Origin of the sequence: Kordia sp. SMS9 (genome assembly GCF_003352465.1) — a bacterium.
Classification (GTDB): domain Bacteria; phylum Bacteroidota; class Bacteroidia; order Flavobacteriales; family Flavobacteriaceae; genus Kordia.
Window position 1 is genome coordinate 4,307,643 of sequence record NZ_CP031153.1, and the last position, 22,008, is coordinate 4,329,650.

Sequence of the window (22,008 nt, forward strand, 5' to 3'; positions counted from 1 at the left end):
AAGTTGATCTAAAATAATAAATATTAATCATTTATTAAATAATTTACACCTCCACAAAACCATGTTGAAACGCATACGTCACCAACTCGGAAACAGAGTGAATGTTGAGTTTGCTACAAGAGATTTTATTAAGCATTATTTTTTTTCTCACTAGTATTTACTGCAATATCTGAATTAAAAAAATCTTTGTAAGATTTGATCAACTCATTGTTAATATTTCTCTCTATTGATGCTTCATTTTCATTGGAATCAATGATTCCTGGAAAATATGACTTGTATTGATATACCCTAGATTTATGTTTTTCTAACTTTTTCTTAATACGATTTAGTTTTTTCCTAATAGACCCAGTATTCACACGCATTCTCTCAGATGCCAATGCATGATGTGTTGAAATATCGTTATAATCATCTTCTAAAATATAGATTTCGTATAGTTTATCATTATAGGCTTTACTATCGGAATGCATTTGGACAACCTTATAATAATATTGGTTTGCAATTTCATAATGTGTTTTAGGCTCCAAATAAGATAAAATTTCAGAACCAAGAATGATCATTAGCTCCTTTTTAAAATTTTCAAAGTTACCAACTAATTGATCTGTTTTTTTGGTTTGCTCAAGAGGTTTAGAATTATGATTTCCATGCTTATCTGATTTTTTTGAGTTCTCAGCCGATTGATCTACTTCATCTTCCTTTACAGAAGATTTGGATTCATTATTATCTAATGAATCATATTTTTTTATTATGTTTTTATAATTTTCGTATACATTACACCAATCTGCCATTCTATCATGAGCCAATGCAATGTAAGAATATCCTATTACATAACCTGGATCATAAAGTTTAAACATTTTAATTAATTCTTGTAGACAGAATAAAGCCTCTTTCGTTAAAAATTCTATTATATCCTTTATTAAAATAGTAGATTCATTGGAATCTAAAATAAAAGCCAAATTACTTTTAGTATGTTCTTGAAGACTCTTTTGGTTTGTTAATTTTGAATTTTCTGAAAAGTCCATTTCCATATCGAAAAAATCTTCTAAACCTAAGATATTTTTCATTATAAAATAACAGCGTTCAGTTCTATATTTCAATTCTAACATTCGCAAATATCTATTATTCATAGAAGAATAAGGAGATATTAGTCCCTTACTTAATTTAAAATCTTTTAAAAATTTAGTATAATTTTTTTCTGTATTCTTCTGCCCTTTTTGTTCTTTTTCCTTTTGTCCTTTTTGAAACTCAATCTTTGTGTTTTTAATATTTGTTGAGTTCAGTTTCATTTTTATTTCTTCAACCAAAATTAATACTTCTCTATTATTAGAAGTATTACTTAAATTATTATATAAAATATTTCTTCCTACATCTTTATTTTCAAAAATTTCAAGAATCTCTCTATATTTGAGAATTTGAGGTCTATTTGCGATCTCATTATTCCAACTTGTTACCATAAATACAGTTTCTGCAACTTCTTCAATACTTCGGAAGTTTTGATCTTCAATTTGGATATTTAAAAATTTTTCAATTCTACTTAAATAATCATCATTTTTAACTATTTCACTTCCGCTTGTTTTATTTTTTTTAGAAACATCCGTATTAACTTTTGTTTCATCAATTTCATTTTTTTCATGCTCCTTATTGATTTCCACAAGATCTTTTATAAGGTACAGCATTTTTATTAAGTGTACTCCATAATAATAGTTGTGTCCTGATCTTTTAAATAGTGCTGCTGCAAGCTTGTATACATGAAAAACTGTTTGAGTTGTGAATAAATTATCATCGACCAACTCTATAAATTTTTTTATATTAATTTCTCTTTTTTCAATTTCTGTATTATTAATATCATTATCTAATATTTTAAATTCTTCTTTTGGTATTTTAAACTCTTCCTTTTTTAATGATGATAAGATACAATCTCCAAGTTTAGCTATTACAGTTGCCAAATAATACATTCGTTTTCCACTAATCATATCAATACATTCAGGCAATAAATATCCAGCACTCATAGCTAACAAATTTTCTTGTAATGATACTTTAGACTGAAGATTATCTGATTCTGAAATTATATTTTTTCTTTTTTTAATTTTTTTGATTATCCTACTCTGATGATTTAAGGTCAAGAAATAAATAGAATTCCAATAATAATTAAATGATGTTAAAGAAGGATAAAAATCGTATGGACGTTTTGTTATGTGTGGACTTTGTATTATATCTTTGTTGTAAATTTTATATTGCTGTTTTAGAATAATGTTATCTTCTTTATTTTTTGTTAAAAATGCTTCTAAATGATATTTTCTTATCTCAGATCTAAAAAAGTTTGGGTATTGACAATTTTTGTAAAACAAAATGCTTCCTACGTTATTGTAATAATCTGATTTTAAGTAATTTTTTCGATAGCTATATATACTTGGTATGTTTTTTAATTTATTTTTATTTGAATTTATTTTTTTACTAAATAACTCTTTACCTGTATTCTCTTTAAGACTAATCAAAGACTTACTCTCTATCATTTGTAAAAAATCTTGCCTATTTTCAAATAAGCTATCATAGGTTACTCCATCTACCCTAGACTTTTCAATAACGCCTAGCAATGCTATAAAAGGCATACTAATCAAGTTCATCTTTCTATGGTCATCTGAAACATCTAATTGAAAATTTTCTTCATTTACAACCATTTTTTCTAAGTATCTTTGTGTATCAAGAATCAATGTTTTGTATAGAGAAAATGCTGAGTCAAAAGCACGTATTTTTTCTAAAGTAAGACCTAATTTTAACTGATTTCTTAACCAAATTAAAAATTGATGTCTTGTTATTTGACCTTTAGTTACTGCAGTAGGAAATCGTAAAGATTGTATGGACTCTGAATAATATATAATTGCTTCATCGTATTCTTTGTCGTAAAAATGTAAATCTCCCAATATAGTTTGAGTAAAACTTATGGCATGTACGAATTGATTATCATCATGAATTGGTATGTATTTATCATATTTGTTCTCAAGTTCAATTAATCTTTTTTTATAATGTCGTTTTGTGAATAACGATTCATCCAATGTAAAATTGAAAGCAGCTGAACTCAAGTCTGAAGTTTTAGAAAGATAAATAAGTTCTCGCCTTACTATTCCTCTAAATTTATAATCAAAAATTCCACTAATAGCATCCTCTAAATAATTTGAAGAATAAAAACGCATTAAATCATCTATAAATTTTCTCAAGTTTGGCTCTCTATTTACTAAAACTACCTCTGGAATAAGTTCAAGATTTCTCCAAGAAAAACCAAAAGGATGAAATTTAAAAATATGATCTATGATGAACGAAGAAGAATATAATAATTTATCCCCTAAGGACTTTAAATGTCGACTATTACTTATAATATAAGGACGATATAAACTTGCTGTTAGACCTATTTCATATTGAAAATTGTAACTGAATTTTAAAAATAATCGGTCTCTTTTGGGCTCCTTGCAGCCTACTTTTTTGTGATCCTGTAATACGACTAAGTTCTCCTGTCTAAAAGATGGTTCTTCTATGTCTTCATTTGATTTAGTTACAATTATTTTTTCAACTAAAGTTGTTAATTTTTTTGGAGTTCCATTACTTCTATAAGCAAGATAAACTATGAAATTTTGTAAAATAGAAACAATTTTAGCTATTTGTTTTTTTGTGTTTTCGTCTACATCTTTTAGCTTTTCAGTATTTTCCTCATATGTTTTTATTAAAAAATTCTTATTATCACTTTTTTTAAAATGCAAATATTTATAAAGCTTTTTTAAATTAGGATCTTTTATATTTTGATCTTTATTATCGACTTTTTCTTCATTTTCATAATCTTTAGTTATTAAATTATTTAAAATTAAATTACAAAGATATTTTTCTGTCATTTGGGTAATTCCTCCTTTACCATATTCAGATTTAGAAGAGTCTTTAAAGAAACTTTTCACATAAATAACATCATTGAAAATACTACTATAAAAAGAATCTCTATCAGCAATATCAGCCAGATATGCATCGTACATTTCTCTCCCTCCTATGAAGAAGAACTTAACTCTAACGACATTTAAAAATCCTTTTAAATTGGCAAGTAAAGAGGCTACTGCTTCTTGTCTTTGTCTATATCTATTGTTATTAAGCGAATCATAGTCAAATTTTGGATTTGAAGATTCTTTTTCTTCAATACTTACTGTACTTTGTTGCTCTATTTTATCTAACTCATCAATAATAAAGATAAATTGTTTGATATCTAATTGAGAATTCTTTCTCATAGTATCTATGTCTTTAAAAATTTCTATTAGTGAATCTTCAACTTCTTTAGCACTTGCTACTGGATAAGAAACCTCATTTCTACTTTTATAAGAACTATAGGGTATTTTTAGAGTCGTAAAACTATTAGCTTTTGTTGTAATACCTCTACCAGAGCCCACCTCTTTTTGTGTTGTAACCTTTCCACTTATTCTGTTCAATAAAATATTTAATTTCAATAAAACTCTATCAAAATTAGCTTCTTCATTGATATTATTTTTATTATTTATCAGTTTAAGAATTAAACTCCCCAAGAAGAATATCCTTCTATCAAAGTTTCTTGTGTTAAAATTATTTTTATTTTTTTGCCAATAATCTCTTACATCTATTGTTATTCTTCTAAGAATATCTATTTCATTAAGACTATCTTGAGAAAGGTTTATTTCAAATATCTTATAGTGATTTATTATTTTTTCATTGTTTTTCTTTATTCTATATTTTTTTATGAGCTGAACTCCTAAATCATTTATGAAGAAGAAGAGATTTAATAAAAGTAAGGATAATAATATTCCAATCATTAATTTAACATAACTAACTTCACTAAAGTGATTTACTAATTCGTATGAAGTCATAATATCTTTTATAGTAGTAGAATCTTTTCCGTATGTAAAAAAGCTTTTGATTGAAGAAAAAATATTGAATTCAGAGAGATAAGCATCTAGACAAACAATAAAAGTTATCGAAATTATAAATAGCACCTTAAATAAATTCCACAATGATTTTATAATTTTTGATTCTTTTATTTTAGGCTTCATATTATTAGTGTAATCTTTCCTAAATATAAATCTGATAGCAAATATTAATAATAATAGCATCAAGAATACCATATGTAGTTGTAATAGTATTAAAAAACCCCCAAATATTAATGAAAAAAGAAATAAGGAATAAATAAATACAAATAGTACTTTTTTAAAAATAACTAGATTTATCCAAAAACTTTTTAAATCACTACTCTCTAGTTTATGTTTATTATTATGTTTAAATACTGCTTCACGAATTACACTTGTTTTCCCCATACCTCTAAAACCAGTTATTAAATAGGCTCCAGACTTTATTTTTGTGTTTTTAAGTATAGATTGTATTCTTTCTAAAATTTTTCTTCTACCAATAAAACGATTATTAGAATTTGCAGAATCTGTATGATCTTCGTCTTGATAAAAAGGACTATGAAAGAACTCATAACCTTTTAATTCAATATAAACATCTTTAATTTTTGCGGAATACTTGGATAGGTTGGAACTTGACATATTCTTTATTTACGTTAGCTAAATATAAGAATATATCTACAATAAAAGAATGAGGATTCCCGTAATACATAAACTAATTATATCTGCATCAAAGAAATAAGGCTCTAAACCTCCACAAAACCATGTTGAAACGCATACGTCACCAACTCGGAAACAGAGTGAATGTTGAGTTTGCTATACAAATTCTTTTTATGCGATTGTACGGTGTTTACAGAGATGAATAAAATGTCCGCAATTTCCTTTGTTTTTTTGTTTTGCGCAATGAGTTTTAAAATATCTATTTCGCGTGGCGTGAGTTTTACAAGCGCTATTTGTTTTTTTTGGGAAACTTCATGCAAATCGTTGAGTAGAATCGTGGTGAGTCTTGGATCGTAAAAATTTTCTCCTTGTGCCACTTTTTGAATGGCTTCCATCAGCATAGCCTTGCTAGTACTTTTTAAGACATACCCTTTTGCGCCTTTGGCAATGGCATCTTTGATGAACTTCACCTGTTCGTGCATAGTGAGCATCAAAACGTTTTGCTGAATTTCGGCTTCTTTCAAAGCATCTAAAACATCCAAACCGCTCATTTCAGGCATGGAAATATCTAAAATCAAAACATCAACTACATGCGTTTGTATGTGCTGTAATGCTTGTGTTCCCGAAGTTACGATGTGAATTTCATACCGGTTTTCACTTTCAAGCATGACTGCAATGCCTTCTGACACTAAATTGTGATCGTCGCAAATGAGTAGTTGTAGTTTTTTCATCTTTCAATAATTGATTGATTTTATATTGGTATATCAATGTTTACGGTAGTACCACGTGTTTTTTTAGAATCTATATCGCAAGTACCATCCATCATTTGTACTTGTTTTCGAAGGTTTTTCAATCCAATACCATGAGTGATTTGATTTGCTTCAAAACCCTTTCCGTCGTCTTCAACCATGATATTAATGCTGCTATTATTTTTGGTGATGTAAATAATTACGCTGGTTGCTGCCGCATGTTTTATGGTATTGTTGACCAATTCCTGCAAGGTTCTAAAAATGAAAATACTGATGTGTGAGTTTTGAAACTGTTCCAAACCGTGAATTGCCGTCTGTATGTTGAGTTGCGGATTTGCCACTTTTTCAGCAAAATTTAAAATTGCCATTTTTAGATCAAATTCGGGAATCGGATCTTGATCAAAACGATGCGAAATGCTCCTAATTTCCTGCGTAATGTTCTGAATGATTTTTAAGGTTTTATCATATAATTGTTTGGTTCCTTGATGCGCTGCCATTATCTTTCCGTCAAATGCTTGTACGTGAAAATTCATGGAAGTCAGCAAACTTCCAATATTGTTGTGCAATTCTTTAGAGATGGAAGCTTTCTCCTTTTCGCGGGCTTCCAAACTTGCATTGATGATTTGTATTTCTTGATCACTCACCAAATTCTGAATGCGTTCTTGTAATAATAATTCTTGCTGTTTGGCGAGTTGACTCGTAGTTTTTTTCAACTTATAAAAGTAAAATGCAATGATAAATAGCAAACACGCAATGACACCAAAAGCGATTAAAAACGCATACAATGTTTCATTTTCTTGTTGCTTCCGAAGCACAATTTCATCAGCCAAGGCTTTTTCCTTTTCCAACAACGCAATTGCTGCTTTTTTGGCTTTTGCTTGTGAAGCACGCTGAATTGCCGCAATATCCCATAACTTTTCTTCATTAAAAATAGAATCATTCAGCGCTTCAAAGCGAATTCTGTGATCGTACGCCTCTTTATAGTTTTGTTCTTTCACAGCAATTTCCGCCTGCATTTTTGCAAAATAACGCTCAAATGTGAGTTTTTCTTGCCCTTTTGAGTGTTGAATTGCTTTTATTAATTCTTTTTTTGCCTGTTGATTTTTGTTTTGAGATTGATAAATAGCAGCTTTTGAAAGATGAATTTTGGCAATATGTGACGATTTTTGTGTGAATTGTATGAGTTTTTCTGCCTTATCTAAATACTTAAAAGCTAGAACTGGCTTGCGTTCCACATATAATTCTGCAATATTCAAATATCCTTCAACTAGTACAGAAGAATCTCGTAATTTTTCTTTGAGTTGAATGCTTTTTTTGAAATAATCTAGTGAAATTCCGTCTTCTCCTTTTTCATAAAACAACGCGCCCAAATTATTGTATAATTTGGCAATTTCAACTTCATTTTCAGCACGTTGACGCTGTCGCAATGCTTTTTTATAATAAAATTCTGCCTGTTTGTAATCGGACGATAAACTGTACACGTTTCCCAAATTTGTGTAAGCTCTTAAAACTTGTTTGTTTGTAGAATCATTTTTTAGTAGCAACAATGCTTGATGATGGTGATATGCCGCTAAATTGTAGGTGCCTTTTTGAGCATAAACATTGGCAATATTGGCGTGTGTTTTGCTCTGCTGAATGTTGGAAATGCTACTATCTTGAATTTTAAGTGCTTTTTCATATACTTCCAATGCTTCGTCGTACAATTCATTTCGTTTGTATAGCAAAGCTTTGGTATTGTATACCGCGCGTAATCCTATAAAATTGTTAGCTTCACGTTCAATTTGTTCGGCTTTTTGCAACGCATAAAATGCACTATCGAGTTGATGCTTATGATTCCAATAATATGATTGAATGCGTATACTTTTAGCAATCCCTTTTGTATAAGAAATAGATTTGGCTAGTGAATCTCCTTTTTTTGCTGTTGAAAACATAGTTTCCCAATCGTTGTTTCGCATCAAAGCAAATGCTTTTGTGTGCAAACTGTCAATCTGTTTTTGAACGTCTATGTTTTGTGGAATATCTTGCTTTTTACATTGCATACACGTAAGCAAACACAACAAGATCACAGAAGTTTTATACTCCTTTTGAACCGTTTTAAAGTATTTCATGTATAGAATTATTTATACTAATATCCCATGGCTTCATCAATTTCATCACAGTCTTCATAGGTAATGACTCTTCGTTTGGTGCCTTCAGGACGCGTTCCTTGAATTTTAACTTCCATCATAAATAGCGAGTTTTCTTCTTCATCGAATTCAAATTGTACACCATCTTCTTTTTCTAGTTTGAATAGATTTTCATGTTGTACCATTTGTTCAGAAGCATCTTCATCTAACGACGGAATTAAATAAATGTCATACTTTAACAGATTGAAAGCATCACCTGCATTGTCAACCATTCGTAAGGTATATAAATGCTTTTGAGAAAATTTGACAACAGTTGCTGTAAAATTGGTTTTTATAGTTGCAAATACGTGGATTTTATCTGCGGAAGCGGCATCTTTTGTACGTTTTACTTTCGCTGTAAAAGAAGTTACTTGAGGTTTGATACGATTCATGGTATTGTAATTAGTTGGTTTACACCATGAATTTAGTCAAAATTTCTCTCTCTTAGTGAATAATTATAACTACAAATTTTAGTACTTAAAAGAATAATTCAATCCAAAACATGTTTCCTGATGATTTTTTTGATGCGGGTACTATGGTAATTTTTTTGGAAATAGTTTTGTCAGGATCTTTGTGTTTTCTAATAAAAACCACAAACAAACCTCGATCTTGAACCGCTTTATTGTTTTTAAAAAAAGCGTTGCTAGAATCATATTCAAAAGCTCTTATAAAAGTGGTTTCTACGGATTCAGCATACATATCGTCCAAAAGTTTGGTTTGTTTACAAACTCCCATGCCTGGTAGAGAAATGACGAGTCTGCCAAATTTATTTATTTTTGGATTCCGTATAAATCCACGAACAATAGTCATAATTGCGTTGTTTACACAGGCACCAATCCACAAACCTGTTAACGTAACGGAGCTTGTATTCAATTGATATGCTGGAGCATCTCCAGCTGGTGCTGTATAGGTTTTTATATTTTTTTTATCTTCAATTGTAATCGCGGATTCTCCACCGGATTCTGGATAGTCTAAGAAAAAACATATTTGTCCGTTTTGCTTGAATGATCTTACTAATACGTTGATCGTTTTCAGCAGTTTATCTCTAACGTTTGGGTATCTAATTTGATTCATGTACGTATTTTGCACATGCAATACGATTAATTCATCTTTTTGATTCATCATACAAGAATTTAAGTTGTGATTAAGTTGCAACAGAGCAATTTTTGATTGCCCTGTTGCATGATTACAAAAGTTTATGCTGGAAGGAATTTTCCAGTTGGCGCATCATAGGTTACTGAAAGATCATTGATTCCGTTTCCGAACACCAATGCCGTTTTCTTTGAAGTAACCGTAGTAACCACCGAATTACTTTTTACTTGCGATTGCAACCATATATACACTGTTGTAAAAGGCGTCATAATTGCCGTGCTTGCCAACAAAACAGGCGCCGCTGAAACTGCATTTCCTTTAATTTCTGTTCCGTTTAGGTTGGCATCTTGAAATAATCCAACTGTCATCACACGTTTGTTGGGATTGTCTGTTCCTGGAATGATTCCGCCAGAATAACTATTGGTCAGTGCATACGAGTTGACTTCTCCTCCATACGAAGGTCCAGAAATGGTTGCATTGTCTTCCAATACATACAGTTTGTTCATAGAAGCTCCTACGGGAACACTTGATAGTTGACTCAATTGTGCGCCGTTTTTCACTTCGCTGGTAGAAGCGTAAATTCCGTATTCTTCTTTCCATGAAAGTGTGTTGGCTTGAAACGGTTTGAATACTTGCCAAGCCACGTTTGGATCGTCTCCGCCAATGGATGGTTTTGCAATAATAACGCTTGTTCCTGAATCGTAAATGGCTCTTAATTCGTCGTCTGAGAATGCGATTTGTAATTTGAATGTAGACATGATATATGTTTTTATTTTGGTTGATTTTGTTTTGTTTCCTACTCTATTGATGGCTTTTCGGATCGCGCCAATTTGTAAATTTTACTGACAGTTACATTTGTTCGTTTCTTGCCAATTAGCAAGCAATATTTGTAATAAAAGATCGTCTGTTTGTTGTAAATGTTTGTTGGGATCGATTCTGTCAAAAGGAATTGGCAAACTAAATTCAGCAGTGATTTCGCCTGTACAGAACGTTGACAAGCAGAATTTTAAACTCACATTGAAATTGATATTGTTTTCTACAATTTCGAAGTTTTTAATTTCTATGACTAGTGAAAATCTTCCATCGTCACTTTTGAAGGTGAATTTTTTATCAGAATCAATGGAAAAAACGCGTTCAAATAAGGTGATGAAACCTGTTTTTACAGCAAGTGTTATGGTTACTTTGCCATCATTGTTGGCTTCAAATGTGGCGCATCCTTTGGTGCCTGCTATAGGATCTGTGCAAATAGTTTTTGCGCCTCTGGCAAAACCTGTATAGGTTTCATTGTTTTCTACGGATGTTATTTCGTATCGTCTATCTAACATGATATTATGATTTATAAATTGGTTCCTACTCTGTTTGGGATTTTCAGATGCCTCCTGTATTCAAATGATCATTTAAATTGTACCCTCCAAAAGTAGCTAGGAAAGAAAGGCGACAAAACACACAGTTAGGTGATTTTTACCTCACCTATTTATGTGATATTTTGTTTTGGAAAGATGGTTTTTGAGAATAGAAAAAGGCGCAATACCTTTTTTGTGGGTATTGCGCCTTTGTGTGTGTTGATTTGAAAAGTAAAACTCTTAGTAGTAGAAGAGCTATTTTTCTTTATTATAATGACTAAATAGAAATCCTATTTTTTAATGATTTTTACAGATTGTACTCCTGAATCTGCTCCAATTTTTATAAAGTAAATTCCTGTAGTAAAACTATTCATATTTATCGTTTTTTCTGTTAGCGCATTTTGTGTAGCTATTTCTTTTAATAGTTTTCCTTGAATATCGTAGATAGAAATTGTTTCAATGGTAGTTGTTCCACGTATCATTAAGTTGTCTACCACAGGATTTGGATATACATTAAATCCTCTATAGTTTGTATTTTCTGCTACCGAAAGTGCATTTACAATTTCTGTTGATACTGTATTTGTAATAATTGGCGCATTGAAATCAAAGTAAATTTTAGCTTCTCCATTTATAATATCACCTATAACCACATCACTTTTTGGTTTTATTCTGAACGCAATAAAACCAATAGAGTTTGGCTCATCATTCATCATGCTTGGCAAATTGATATTTTCAAAGATAAATTCAACAAAATTACCATTAGTGATTCGCACACTATATGGATGACTAGAGGAAATAGGCTGCAGTGTACTCCAATCTAGTTTATCACTCAATTCATCAGTCACAACGACATTGATGGCGCTGGCAGTTCCTGTATTTTGAAAACGAATGAGATAATCTAGATATTCATCTGTTTCATCAATGGTTATTTGACTTCCCTGTAGTACTTGTTTGTCGTTAGGATCAAAAGAGTTGACAACAATTTGGTCTAAATTGTATGTATTATTAGTTGGACTTGCATCATTTGCAATAGGAAGTATTTGCGCCGTCAGGTTTAAAATATCATCTCCATTTACAACTGGTGGCGGATTGGTGTTCAATCTAATTTGAATTACGCGCGATTCATAAGGCAGCAAATTCGCGTAATTAAACGTTAATGTGTTTGCCGTTGTTGAAGCCGTTGAAGGATTGGAAGATACAAAACTTTGCATGCTATCATCAAATTGCAATGTAATGGTTCCGGTCATAGACTGAATGCCCAAATTTTGATATATTAATTGGTATTTTGCATCAAAACCTGGTCGTGCCTCATTGGTCGGAATCAATATAATGCGCAAATCATCAATGTTGGCTTGATTTGGAGTTAAGCAGAAGTCTACAGTTTCCGTAGTATTAAATCCTGTAAAAGTACTCGTAGCAGTGGTTGGATTTGAAGCTATATAGGAAGGAAGATTGATTACAGAGGTAGTATAGGTAGTATTGCTTACATCTATTGCATATACTCCATTTATATTTGTAAAGGTGGCATAGGTATTGGTGCCATCGGTGGTTTCTACCATAAAATTTTGTAATGAAAAATCATTTATATCACAACCGTTATTATCAAGGTCTAGTGCAACAGTTCCCGTAATTATATTGTAATCAACTGTTGTGGCATTACAATCTTCCACAAAAATAGTTTGTGGTTCTATGTTATCGGAAAGATTTATTACTGCATAGCCAATATCATCTACACAAATGGTTTGTAAGTTGGTACATCCTTCTGTATTTAAAGTATCAATATTAACGTTGTTTCCATTTTTTAAATTTACAGATTCCAAAAAATAATTTTCAGTTAGTATTACCTTAAATAAATTTACATTGTTGCTCAAATCGAGCGTGGTTAGCAAATTTCTTGAACAATTTAGTGAATCAAAAAAATTAAAAACTCCTAATGAAACATTTTGAGAAACATCTAAAGTCGTCAACAGATTATCGCTGCATCGTAAATCTCTTAATAGTGTATTCTGTGTAACATCTAAACTCGTTAATTGATTGTAAGAACAAATGAAATAAAGCAATGAAGTATTTTGAGTTATGTCTAAACTTGACAACTGATTGTTAGAACAATAGAAAAATTCCAATTGATTATTTTGACTAACGTCTATGCTTGTAAGTTGATTTTGCTCGCAATATATAGACTTCAATTGTGAGTTTTGAGTGACATCTAAACTGGCAAGTTGGTTATTGTTGCAAGATAAATTTTCTAATGCTGAATTTTGATTAATACTTAGGCTTGTTAATTGATTTCCATCACAAGATAAATTCGTTAAAGCAGTGTTTTGACTGACATCTAAAGTGGTTAGCTGATTAAATGAGCAACGAAGAAGAATTAATACCGAATTTTGAGTTACATCTAAACTAGTGAGTTGATTAAGCGAACAAGATAAAAAATTTAACAGGATGTTCTGACTCACATCAATACTAGTGAATTGGTTTTGAGTAATATCTAAACTTGATAATTGTAAATTTTGACTAACATCAATGCTCGATATATTATTATTATTTAAAATCAGATCTCTTAAACTCACATTGTTGGTTACATCAATTGATGAAAGTGTGTTATCTCTAACATTTAAAGTCTGTAAATTGACATTTTGACTGATGTCTATTTGTGAAAGGTTGTTTACATTGGCTCTTAAAGTTGTAATATTTACAAAGGCTTGAATTCCTGTTAAATCACTGATATTTTTGTCAGTAACATTGAGCGTTCCATTAAATTGAAACGCCTCAGAAACTTGTATTTCATTGTCACCATTCGTATCAATGACAGGCGAATGATTTAGCAAGGCAGTTTTAAAATTTGAATCAGGTATGTTTACAATTTGCCCAAATCCAAATTGAGCAGCACATACTAATAAAATAAGAAGTAATTTATGTTTCATAGGAGTTTAAAAAAATCTTTTTCTTGAATGTATAGTTGGGAATAATGTATTCTTTTGCACGGAGAGGAAGTGACAACAGTTCGTCATCACGAAGGTACATTGTAAAAATCGGTTTATCAGTTAATGAAAAATTTCTGTAAATATAAAGTATTTGTGGGGAATTATGAAAATGTAAGTTTACACCTTAGCAAATCAGATGTAAAAAAAAGTAGTATATTTAAATTTGTTTAGTATAGTTCTGGTTGGTTTGCTACACCATTCGCCCTTCTTTAATATATTCTCTATGAATAGCGTTTATTAAGATTTCATTGGTGAGTTGTGTGCCGCCATTGGCTAAGACTTGCAAACAGGCAAATTGTACAATGTTGACAATGTTGGCACCAGTGACTTCAAAATCTTCTGCTAACTCTTGTAAATTAATTTCGTCACTCATAAATGCATCGGGGATGTATTTTTGCCAAAGTTCCAAACGTTCTGGAATGCCTGGCGTTTCAAAATCAATGATGGATTGAAATCTTCGTGTAAATGCTTTGTCTATATTGCTGCGATAGTTGGACGCCAGTATGACCAATCCTGAATGTGTTTCGATACGTTGTAATAAATACGATACTTCTTGGTTTGCGTATTTGTCATGCGCATCACGAACTCCAGTACGTTTTCCGAAAATGGCATCAGCTTCGTCAAAGAAAAGAATCCAATCTTTATTTTTGGCTTTGTTAAAGAGATTGGAAAGGTTTTTTTCAGTTTCTCCAATGTATTTTGATATTACGAGTGATAAATCAATACGATAGACGTCTTTTCCAGTGTGTTTTCCCATCAAACTAGCGGTCAGTGTTTTTCCAACTCCTGGCGCTCCAAAAAACATGACTTTATAGCCTGGCTTGATTTTGTCAATCATGTTGAAATCGTTCAATAAGGTGTTATTGTGTTCCATCCAAACTAGGACATTGTTTACCTCATCTAGCGTTTTTTGATTCAATACCAAATCGTCCCATCCCATTTCTGTTTCTAGCAATTCTGCTGGAAAATCTTGACTCAGCTTTGGTTTTGATACAGAACCGTACACAAATAGTTCAACATATTCAAAATCTAACAGTAAGGTTCCACTAATTTTTGGTTCGCCTTCTGGTACACTTCCCAATTGTAAAATTGTTTTTTTGGCAAAGGCATGTTCTTCATTAAATATAGAAATAATAAAATCGCGCGCTCTGTAATTCGTTCCAACTACAATGAATATAGCAGTTTCGCCTGTTGGCAAAATACCGCGATATTGTTTTCCTTTTATGCCGCCAAATTCAGGAAAATCGCTTCCGTCGGGAAAATATTCTGATAGAATATTGGTTAAAAAACCAGGCGCAATATACGGCAACATAGAAAGCAACAGAATGAGGATTTCATAGATTTGAAAGTTGTTTTCTGTGACAAATTTGGAAAATTCCGAATCGTCAGCGGCAAAGTCAAACGAAGGAAAGTCAATTTGTTCATCGCTTCCAGAAATGTCTGCCAAGCGAAATCGTACTGCTTGCTTTATGTAGTCTATGATTTCAGTAGTCATATTTCGGTGAATTTAATGATCTATATATAAACGGATTACACACATGCTTATCACTTATAAATAAAAGAATACTTTTTGTTTTATGAAACCGTTGAAAACACTCTTTTTTAGGGTGTTTTTCCCCTTTTTGGGCATTCATTAAAATGATCACGATACAATTGCGCATTCTGAAGCATCATTTTATTGTAATACTAATTCTTTATGTTGACACTACTTTTCTTCTGCTTTTTCAAATTGTGATTTACGCATACAAAAGTAGATTTGTGAGAGTTTTTTAAGTATTTAAAACAAATTAGATATATTATTCGCCAAATATTTCTTTTATGTAATGTTGCATTCTTTTATTTGATGCTGTTTCTGGATATAACATATTGTATTCAAATCCTAAAAATCCTTTATATGTAAAGATTGCTTCTACATATTCTTCAAAACTAAATGGTGCTTTTGCAAACCCTGTTGTACCTTCTTGAATATAATACATTTCATCAGACATTTTTTTATCTTCTATTAAAAAACCCAATCGTAAATATTCATCATGTTTGTTGAAGTATCTAAAGTTTTGTACATCTTCTAATTCTTCTGGCTCCATATTCCCTGTCCAATATTCTGATAAGAGTTTTTCATCAAAGGTTGTCATTCTCGCCAACCCATAAATTTCAATATCTCCGTAAATTTGTTCATCTTCATGATTAAATTTCTGGATGTTTGAATTTTCATTAAGGTTGCACAACCATTTGATTTTTATACTGGAAGTTCCATTATAAAACTTTATAATTTCATCAGAGATCTCAAACGCAAACATGTCAAGAATTACTTTTAATAAATCCTTGTCCGTAGCATCTCCAATAGTAATTTTCTCTATCTGTATGTTCGTATTATTTCTTAACTCTTGTTCCAGTTTTTGGAATTTTTCTTGTAGTATCATTCAATTTTCACTTTTTGATCTATTTCAATTATTTTAGTGAGTTGCGCTATGTGAGCTGCACTTATACCTCTTGCTAAGGTTCTACTAGGTTGCCCACCTTCTTTTGGTGTTAGAGCGTCTGAATACATTAATTTCATGCTGCTAATTAAATCATTAAGATCATCAAATCCTCCATTTGTTTCTTTAAACTTGTCTCTACATTTTAATATATCTTCAGCTAAACCTTTTGTAATTCCTTTTGTTGTAAGTGTAGGTCTACCAACTACATTTAAGTTTGGTGGTCCTCCTAAATTTGGCAACCCAACTGTGATAGGAACAGATGCGCCTTTTGTTTTAGGCACAAACTTGTCTGTGGTTCCTTCTTTTCGTTTCAGCTCTCCAGAAGCAATTCTAATTTTTGTAGGTATATTTTTATCTTCTCCAGTTCTGGAATCATCATACGTGGCATCTGTAATATAATAATAAAATTTACCTTGTTCCTTGATTTTAGGAATCATTTTGTGCTCTATAGTTTCCATTTGAGAATTTGCTGATTGACTTATTGGTGCCATATTCCAGTTTACTCCAGGTCCATGTAGTTGTTCGCTTAAAAAATGACCTCTTACCCATTTATCAGTGGCATCTTGTGCATATCCTGTCCAACCTGGTGGTTTTTCTTTAGGCGTAGAACCAGTATATTCTCCTGGCAAGTATGTTAATGGCCACGCTTTTACATTGCCTGCTCTTCCTCCTTTTTTCTTTTTAGTTATTTTGGTTCTAACCGTTTCGTCATTTTCATTTCCAAACTCTAAGGTCGATAATTTGTTTGCAAAAGTTTGCATTGTTTTCCGTAACTTTTCTGTAGCCTTCTGATATTCATATCGTTTGGAACGTTTCTTTTTCTTATCAGGTTCTACCTTATACGCTTTTTCTTTATTCAGAACATCATTCTCTTCTTTTATCACCGTTTTTTGATAGTAGGTTAATGCCTTTCCTATATTACCTTTCTTGGTTTTATCTTTTTCTTTTGATTTTTTATCTTTTAAGAATTTCTCTACGGGTGTTGGATCACTGGCAACATAAAATACTTGTTTTTTTCCTTTTTTCTTGATGAATAATGTGTGATTGCCTCCGTCTTTTGATTTGAATTTGTTTTTGAATTTAAGCCAGCCTATAAGCTTGGTTGCAATATCTTTTACTTTTGCCTTCCCTTTTTTTACCAAACCTTTGAAAGCTTTTTTAGCCTTCTTAATCACCTTATTAATTGCCTTGTCAATTCGCTTGCGAACACGCTTGATGATTTTCTGTACTTTTCCTGTTAAGCCTGTAATTCCAACTAATGCCGCCAAGAATCCGATGAGTATTGGTAAGGTTTTTGCCAAGGCTTTTTCTATGGATCTAGCCAAGGTTTCTATTCCACCAGCAGCCAAGGCTTTGATTCCGTTAATGAATGCCGTTACCAATTCAAATATTTGTGCAGCACGTTCTATGAAGAAGCGAATGACATCTATAATAAGCATCGCCGCTTTTACAAAAGCACCTGCCGGACTCAATAATCCCATAATCCATTTGATCCCTGCTTCTACTACTTTTGTAATGATCATGTCGCGAATGGCATCCATCACCATTTCCTTCAAATCGCTAAACTGTTCTTTGATGTACTCCCAAAGTCCATTTACTCCTTTTTCTTTGATAATGGTAAAGACTTCCACGGCTTTTTCCATACCAGCAACGACGGTTTCTCCTAAGAGTTTGACGGCTTTGCTTCTGAAATAATCCCACGTAAGTCCTAGAATTTGCATGACCAAATTGAAAATGCCTTTCAGACTGAATAAGTTATCGGGAATGGTAATTCCGACGCCGCCTAACGATCCTGTGAGCCATTCTATTAACCCTGTGATTAAATGTGTTTTTATGTTGGAGAAGAAATATTCAAACCCAAGTTTGATTCCCATAAACAGATTTTTCAAGAAACCAATCGGATCGGTAATAATTGCCGTAATAGCATCAACCAGTGCTGCTATAAGGGTAAACAGCATGTCTTTTATTTTTAGAATGGTTTCTACAATTCCTTTTAAGAAATTGAAGGCCGCTTCTAACCAAGAGGAACTTACACGCTCCTTTATTTCGTCAAAAGTAGCACGCAAACTGTCTACATTTTCTTTGTATTTTTTGGCTAAATCTTGAGCCAATTCTTGTTCTTTGGAAGCGACTGTATCTTCTAAATCGGTGTATTTGTCGTTAAATGTATCCAAGGAATCTTTGGCAAGTTCTTTTTGTTTGTCGCTCAGTCCTTTGTAAAAAGTATCCGTTTCTTTTCTACCTGTTTCAATAATTGTCATGGATTCATTCAATCCAGTGGCAATGATTCCTGAAATTTTATCAAATATTTTATCCAACTTATTGATAAATATTTGCTTTTCCATTTGGAATACACGTTCTATTTCGCCTGCATTTACATCTTCTCCTGCAAAGAAACTCGCAATACTATCGTCGATAGTTGTCCAACCATAAATATCGCCTAGTTTTTTCTCTACACGTTTTTCAAATGATTTCTTCGCCTGTTCAACGGCGCCACCTTCTTCAAAATACGCATCTACATCTGTAGATATTTTGTCCAAACGTTTTCCTACGGCTTCTTTGGTTTTGTCATAGATTTTGGTGAATTCTTTGTTGATGCGTTTTTGCTCTAGTTTATCGGCACTTTCATTGGTGTTTTGCGCACCCAACACATCTTTAAAACTTGTAGAACGCATGGCATGCATGGCGCCAAGTTTGTCCGTACCTTCTTTTCCTGCTTGCAGTTTTGCTTCACCTAATACTACATTTTCTTTTTTACGATAGGTTTTTGGCGCTTTTTTAGCTTCGTCTTGCGCTTTGTTTTTGGAATCGAGTGCTTCTGAAAATTTTGGTTCGTTGGCGTTGGACAGTTGCGAATCGGAAATTTTATTTTCTGCCATAAAATCATCTAAAGAATCGCTTTCCTTTTCCATGGAAATCTCAGTGCGATGCTTCGGTTTTGGCGTTGCCGATTTTTTATTGATTGGTTTTGGCTGCTTTCCAACAGCATCTACAGGCAATGCTTTGGCTTCCACGGTTGGCGTTGTACTTTTTGGCGGATTCGGATCTTTGGCATCTGTTGCCAACGGACCAGCTACTTTGTCTTTTTCGGCAGTTACATTACTGTTTACATTCCCTTTTACTTTATCGAGCGGTTTGTCTTTTTTAAACTTCTCTGCTCCTGCTTCGTCAGTTGGCAAGTTCTCCTCAAGTGCTTCTAATTCTTTTTTGAGTGCCGCTTTAAAGGTATCTTTTGTAAATTTCTTTTTGCTTACAACTTTGGAAGTCGATTCCATGCTTGCGTAATGCGTTGCACGGTCATTTACCTGTTGCTGATCTTGCGCTGGTAAAACGGCTGCTGCTTTTACCTCAGCAGCTTTGGCTTCTCCTGGTGGATGTACTTCCTGTTCTTCTTTGACACCTTTTATATGCTTTAGAGTATCTTGAAAAGCCTTGTCTTTTTCAGGTTTTGAAGGTGTTTTTATCACCTTATATTCTTTCTTAGCTGCTTCTTTTCCTTTGGGTGTTTTGCCTGCTTCGCTTGCCTTTTTTTCTCCTTTTTTCTTTTTTCCAACCCCAACATTGGTCTCTCCTTTTTTGGAATCGCTTTTTTTGCTTTTCGGAGTTTGTGCTGCGATGAATGTTCCTGACGCTTTTTTACCTTTTGCCTTTTTTTCCGTAGGCGTAGCAGGTTCATTAGTTTTTGACGATTCAGTGGTTGATTTTGCTACAATAAATAATTCTACTTTGGTTTCGTCAGTAGCTTTTTTTTGCTTTTTTTTATTTTTTTTTGGCGCAATAAACGTGCTTGATCCAGCGGAATTTCCTTTGGATTTTTCTGTTGTACCTTTTTGAGCGCGCGCTGTATTCATGTGTGTTCTACCTTATTCTAAATTTGTGTTACCATTCAATGTGCATCATTTTATCCATCCATTTTAAGCGGAATAGACTGATGTTCCAAGGAATTTTTTCCAATAAAACATCTTGTGCTGCACGCTCTATTTTAAGTTTAATACTGTCTTCTGTAAGCAGTATTTGTCCATCGCGTTTGATGAACAAATCTCGCAGCGTATTGATGGTACTTTTTTTAAGAACTTGCCAATGTTCCAATACAGCATTTAGCAATTCTTTACATAGTTTTATCTCATTTTCTGTGAGCGGCGTTTGGTAGTTGATGATGGTTTCAGGGGGAATTCCTAAAAGTATTTTTTCCAGAGTCAATTCTACATCGGTGACTTCTTCGGTTTCGGTGGCTAAGTAATGCAATAGCATACAGGCTTTGCCAATATCTTTAAATTCTTTGTCTTCGTTTAACAATCCGACACCATTAAAAAATCTTGATAAGAAAGGATGCAATAAGATCAATCCTGCTTTTTCAGTCGTTACCTCAATAGCGGTTGTCATGTTTTTTCGAATTCTTGGTATTGCTATTTCTTCGTTGGTTTTGTCCGCTTTCGCGAGATGTGATTCAGCTTCTTTCCCAAATGTCTTTTTTAGAGCATCTGTGGTAGTATTGCCTGTTTTTTCGCTTTGTTTTGAAAGATGGTGTGTTGCTTCATTATTTCTATTGGTAGCAGTTTGAAACTTCTTTTGAGCTGCTTTTTCTGGATTGGTTTTGTCAGTGACTTTTGGGCCTTTCCTACTATTTTCCGAGTTGCTTTTTGATTGCGTTTCTGCTTGTTTTTCTATTTTTTGTGTTCTTTGCTGTGCCACATCATTTTCACTGCTTTTTTTCGTAGATTTTTGCCCTGTTTTAGGATCACTTTTTTGTGCTTTTGTATGATCATCCGTAACGATCGTTGCTATTTTAGAAGCGTCAATGGCAATGGAATTGTTGGTTTCATATTGTGCAATAGCTTGTACCACTAAAACTGTCAGTTGTGTTTCGTCTACTCTTGTCAGTCGCTTTCCTGCTGCTACTGCTTTGGGTTGGAACAATTGCAACAAGGTTTTTGAAAATTGTGGTAATGAACTGCTAACCCCAAGTGTTTGATACCAAATTTCAGCTTCTTCCGGTTTGTAACTGAGTTTGAATTGTGTACACATCACTTTCAAAAGTTGCTGAAAGAATGCGTTTTCTACCTTTATAAATTGCGATGTAATTTGCTGTTTGTTTGAGATGATGTTGGACAGTTTCTCGTAATCATTCCGCAGCAGCGATAACATACGTGCTATTGCTTCCGTTTTTACTAAAAATAGTGCATTGAGTTTTGTTTTTTCCACGGAAGTGAATTCTGCCACAGCACCCAACCATTCTTTAAAAGCTTTTACCGAAATATGTGCGGGCAAAATACCTTCTGATAAATACCCGACAAGTGCCTCGAATGGAGACGCTTGTTTGGTAATCGTAGCTACAATTTTCCCATCGCTATTGGTTCCGTCTGATGAAATACTGTGTAATTGCTGACTGATTTGCTGGAGGACTTCTTTTTGCAAGGTTTCCAAGTCTACATTGCGCACTTCCACATCAATAGCAAGCGTATCAATGACACATTTTGAGTTTGGGTGTTTTTGATCCCAATCGTCGCACATACGTTCCACACGCGGAAGCAGTCGTTCTTGAAAGAAATCTACATAGTATTGTTCCCAAGAAACCAACGGATTGTTATAGTTGACGTCTACTTCAAACGCTATGTTGTGGATGGTATGCATAAT

General features: G+C 32.7%; 12 protein-coding genes. All 12 read right to left on the bottom strand.

Features of this window, described 5'->3' with window-relative positions; genetic code table 11:
- Positions 1 to 128 precede the first annotated feature (128 nt).
- The gene (locus tag KORDIASMS9_RS18255; RefSeq protein ID WP_114904227.1) at positions 129 to 5,543 is read right to left on the bottom strand and encodes an ATP-binding protein; all 5,415 of its coding nucleotides are present in this window, start codon (positions 5,541 to 5,543) and stop codon (positions 129 to 131) included.
- A 104-nt stretch (positions 5,544 to 5,647) separates the two neighbouring features.
- On the bottom strand, positions 5,648 to 6,292 hold the full coding sequence (locus tag KORDIASMS9_RS18260; RefSeq protein WP_114904228.1) for a response regulator transcription factor: 645 nt from the start codon (positions 6,290 to 6,292) through the stop codon (positions 5,648 to 5,650).
- Between the two features lie 20 nt (positions 6,293 to 6,312).
- A complete protein-coding gene (locus KORDIASMS9_RS18265) occupies positions 6,313 to 8,418 on the bottom strand; it encodes a tetratricopeptide repeat protein (RefSeq protein WP_114904229.1) in 2,106 nt (701 codons plus the stop codon).
- A 17-nt stretch (positions 8,419 to 8,435) separates the two neighbouring features.
- Positions 8,436 to 8,867: a hypothetical protein gene (locus KORDIASMS9_RS18270; protein ID WP_114904230.1), complete on the bottom strand. Its 432-nt coding sequence runs from the start codon at positions 8,865 to 8,867 to the stop codon at positions 8,436 to 8,438.
- A gap of 85 nt (positions 8,868 to 8,952) precedes the next feature.
- A complete protein-coding gene (locus tag KORDIASMS9_RS18275; protein WP_162820042.1) occupies positions 8,953 to 9,600 on the bottom strand; it encodes a hypothetical protein in 648 nt (215 codons plus the stop codon).
- Positions 9,601 to 9,671: 71 nt separating this feature from the next.
- Positions 9,672 to 10,325: a hypothetical protein gene (locus KORDIASMS9_RS18280; RefSeq protein WP_114904232.1), complete on the bottom strand. Its 654-nt coding sequence runs from the start codon at positions 10,323 to 10,325 to the stop codon at positions 9,672 to 9,674.
- Positions 10,326 to 10,406: 81 nt separating this feature from the next.
- Positions 10,407 to 10,892, bottom strand: coding sequence for a hypothetical protein (locus KORDIASMS9_RS18285; RefSeq protein WP_114904233.1), 486 nt, complete (start codon positions 10,890 to 10,892; stop codon positions 10,407 to 10,409).
- Positions 10,893 to 11,200: 308 nt separating this feature from the next.
- Entirely contained in the window at positions 11,201 to 13,834 is a 2,634-nt protein-coding gene (locus KORDIASMS9_RS18290) for a T9SS type A sorting domain-containing protein (RefSeq protein ID WP_114904234.1), read from the bottom strand.
- Positions 13,835 to 14,084: 250 nt separating this feature from the next.
- Positions 14,085 to 15,389, bottom strand: coding sequence for an ATP-binding protein (locus KORDIASMS9_RS18295; protein ID WP_114904235.1), 1,305 nt, complete (start codon positions 15,387 to 15,389; stop codon positions 14,085 to 14,087).
- 301 nt (positions 15,390 to 15,690) lie between these two features.
- Complete coding sequence (locus KORDIASMS9_RS18300; RefSeq protein WP_114904236.1) at positions 15,691 to 16,314, bottom strand: hypothetical protein; 624 nt, start codon at positions 16,312 to 16,314, stop codon at positions 15,691 to 15,693.
- Positions 16,311 to 20,225 (bottom strand): hypothetical protein, encoded by a 3,915-nt coding sequence (locus KORDIASMS9_RS18305; RefSeq protein WP_114904237.1) that lies wholly within the window; start codon positions 20,223 to 20,225, stop codon positions 16,311 to 16,313. Before KORDIASMS9_RS18305 ends, KORDIASMS9_RS18300 begins: the two co-directional genes overlap by 4 nt.
- A gap of 28 nt (positions 20,226 to 20,253) precedes the next feature.
- Positions 20,254 to 22,005: a contractile injection system tape measure protein gene (locus KORDIASMS9_RS18310; RefSeq protein WP_114904238.1), complete on the bottom strand. Its 1,752-nt coding sequence runs from the start codon at positions 22,003 to 22,005 to the stop codon at positions 20,254 to 20,256.
- Between the last annotated feature and the right edge of the window lie 3 nt (positions 22,006 to 22,008).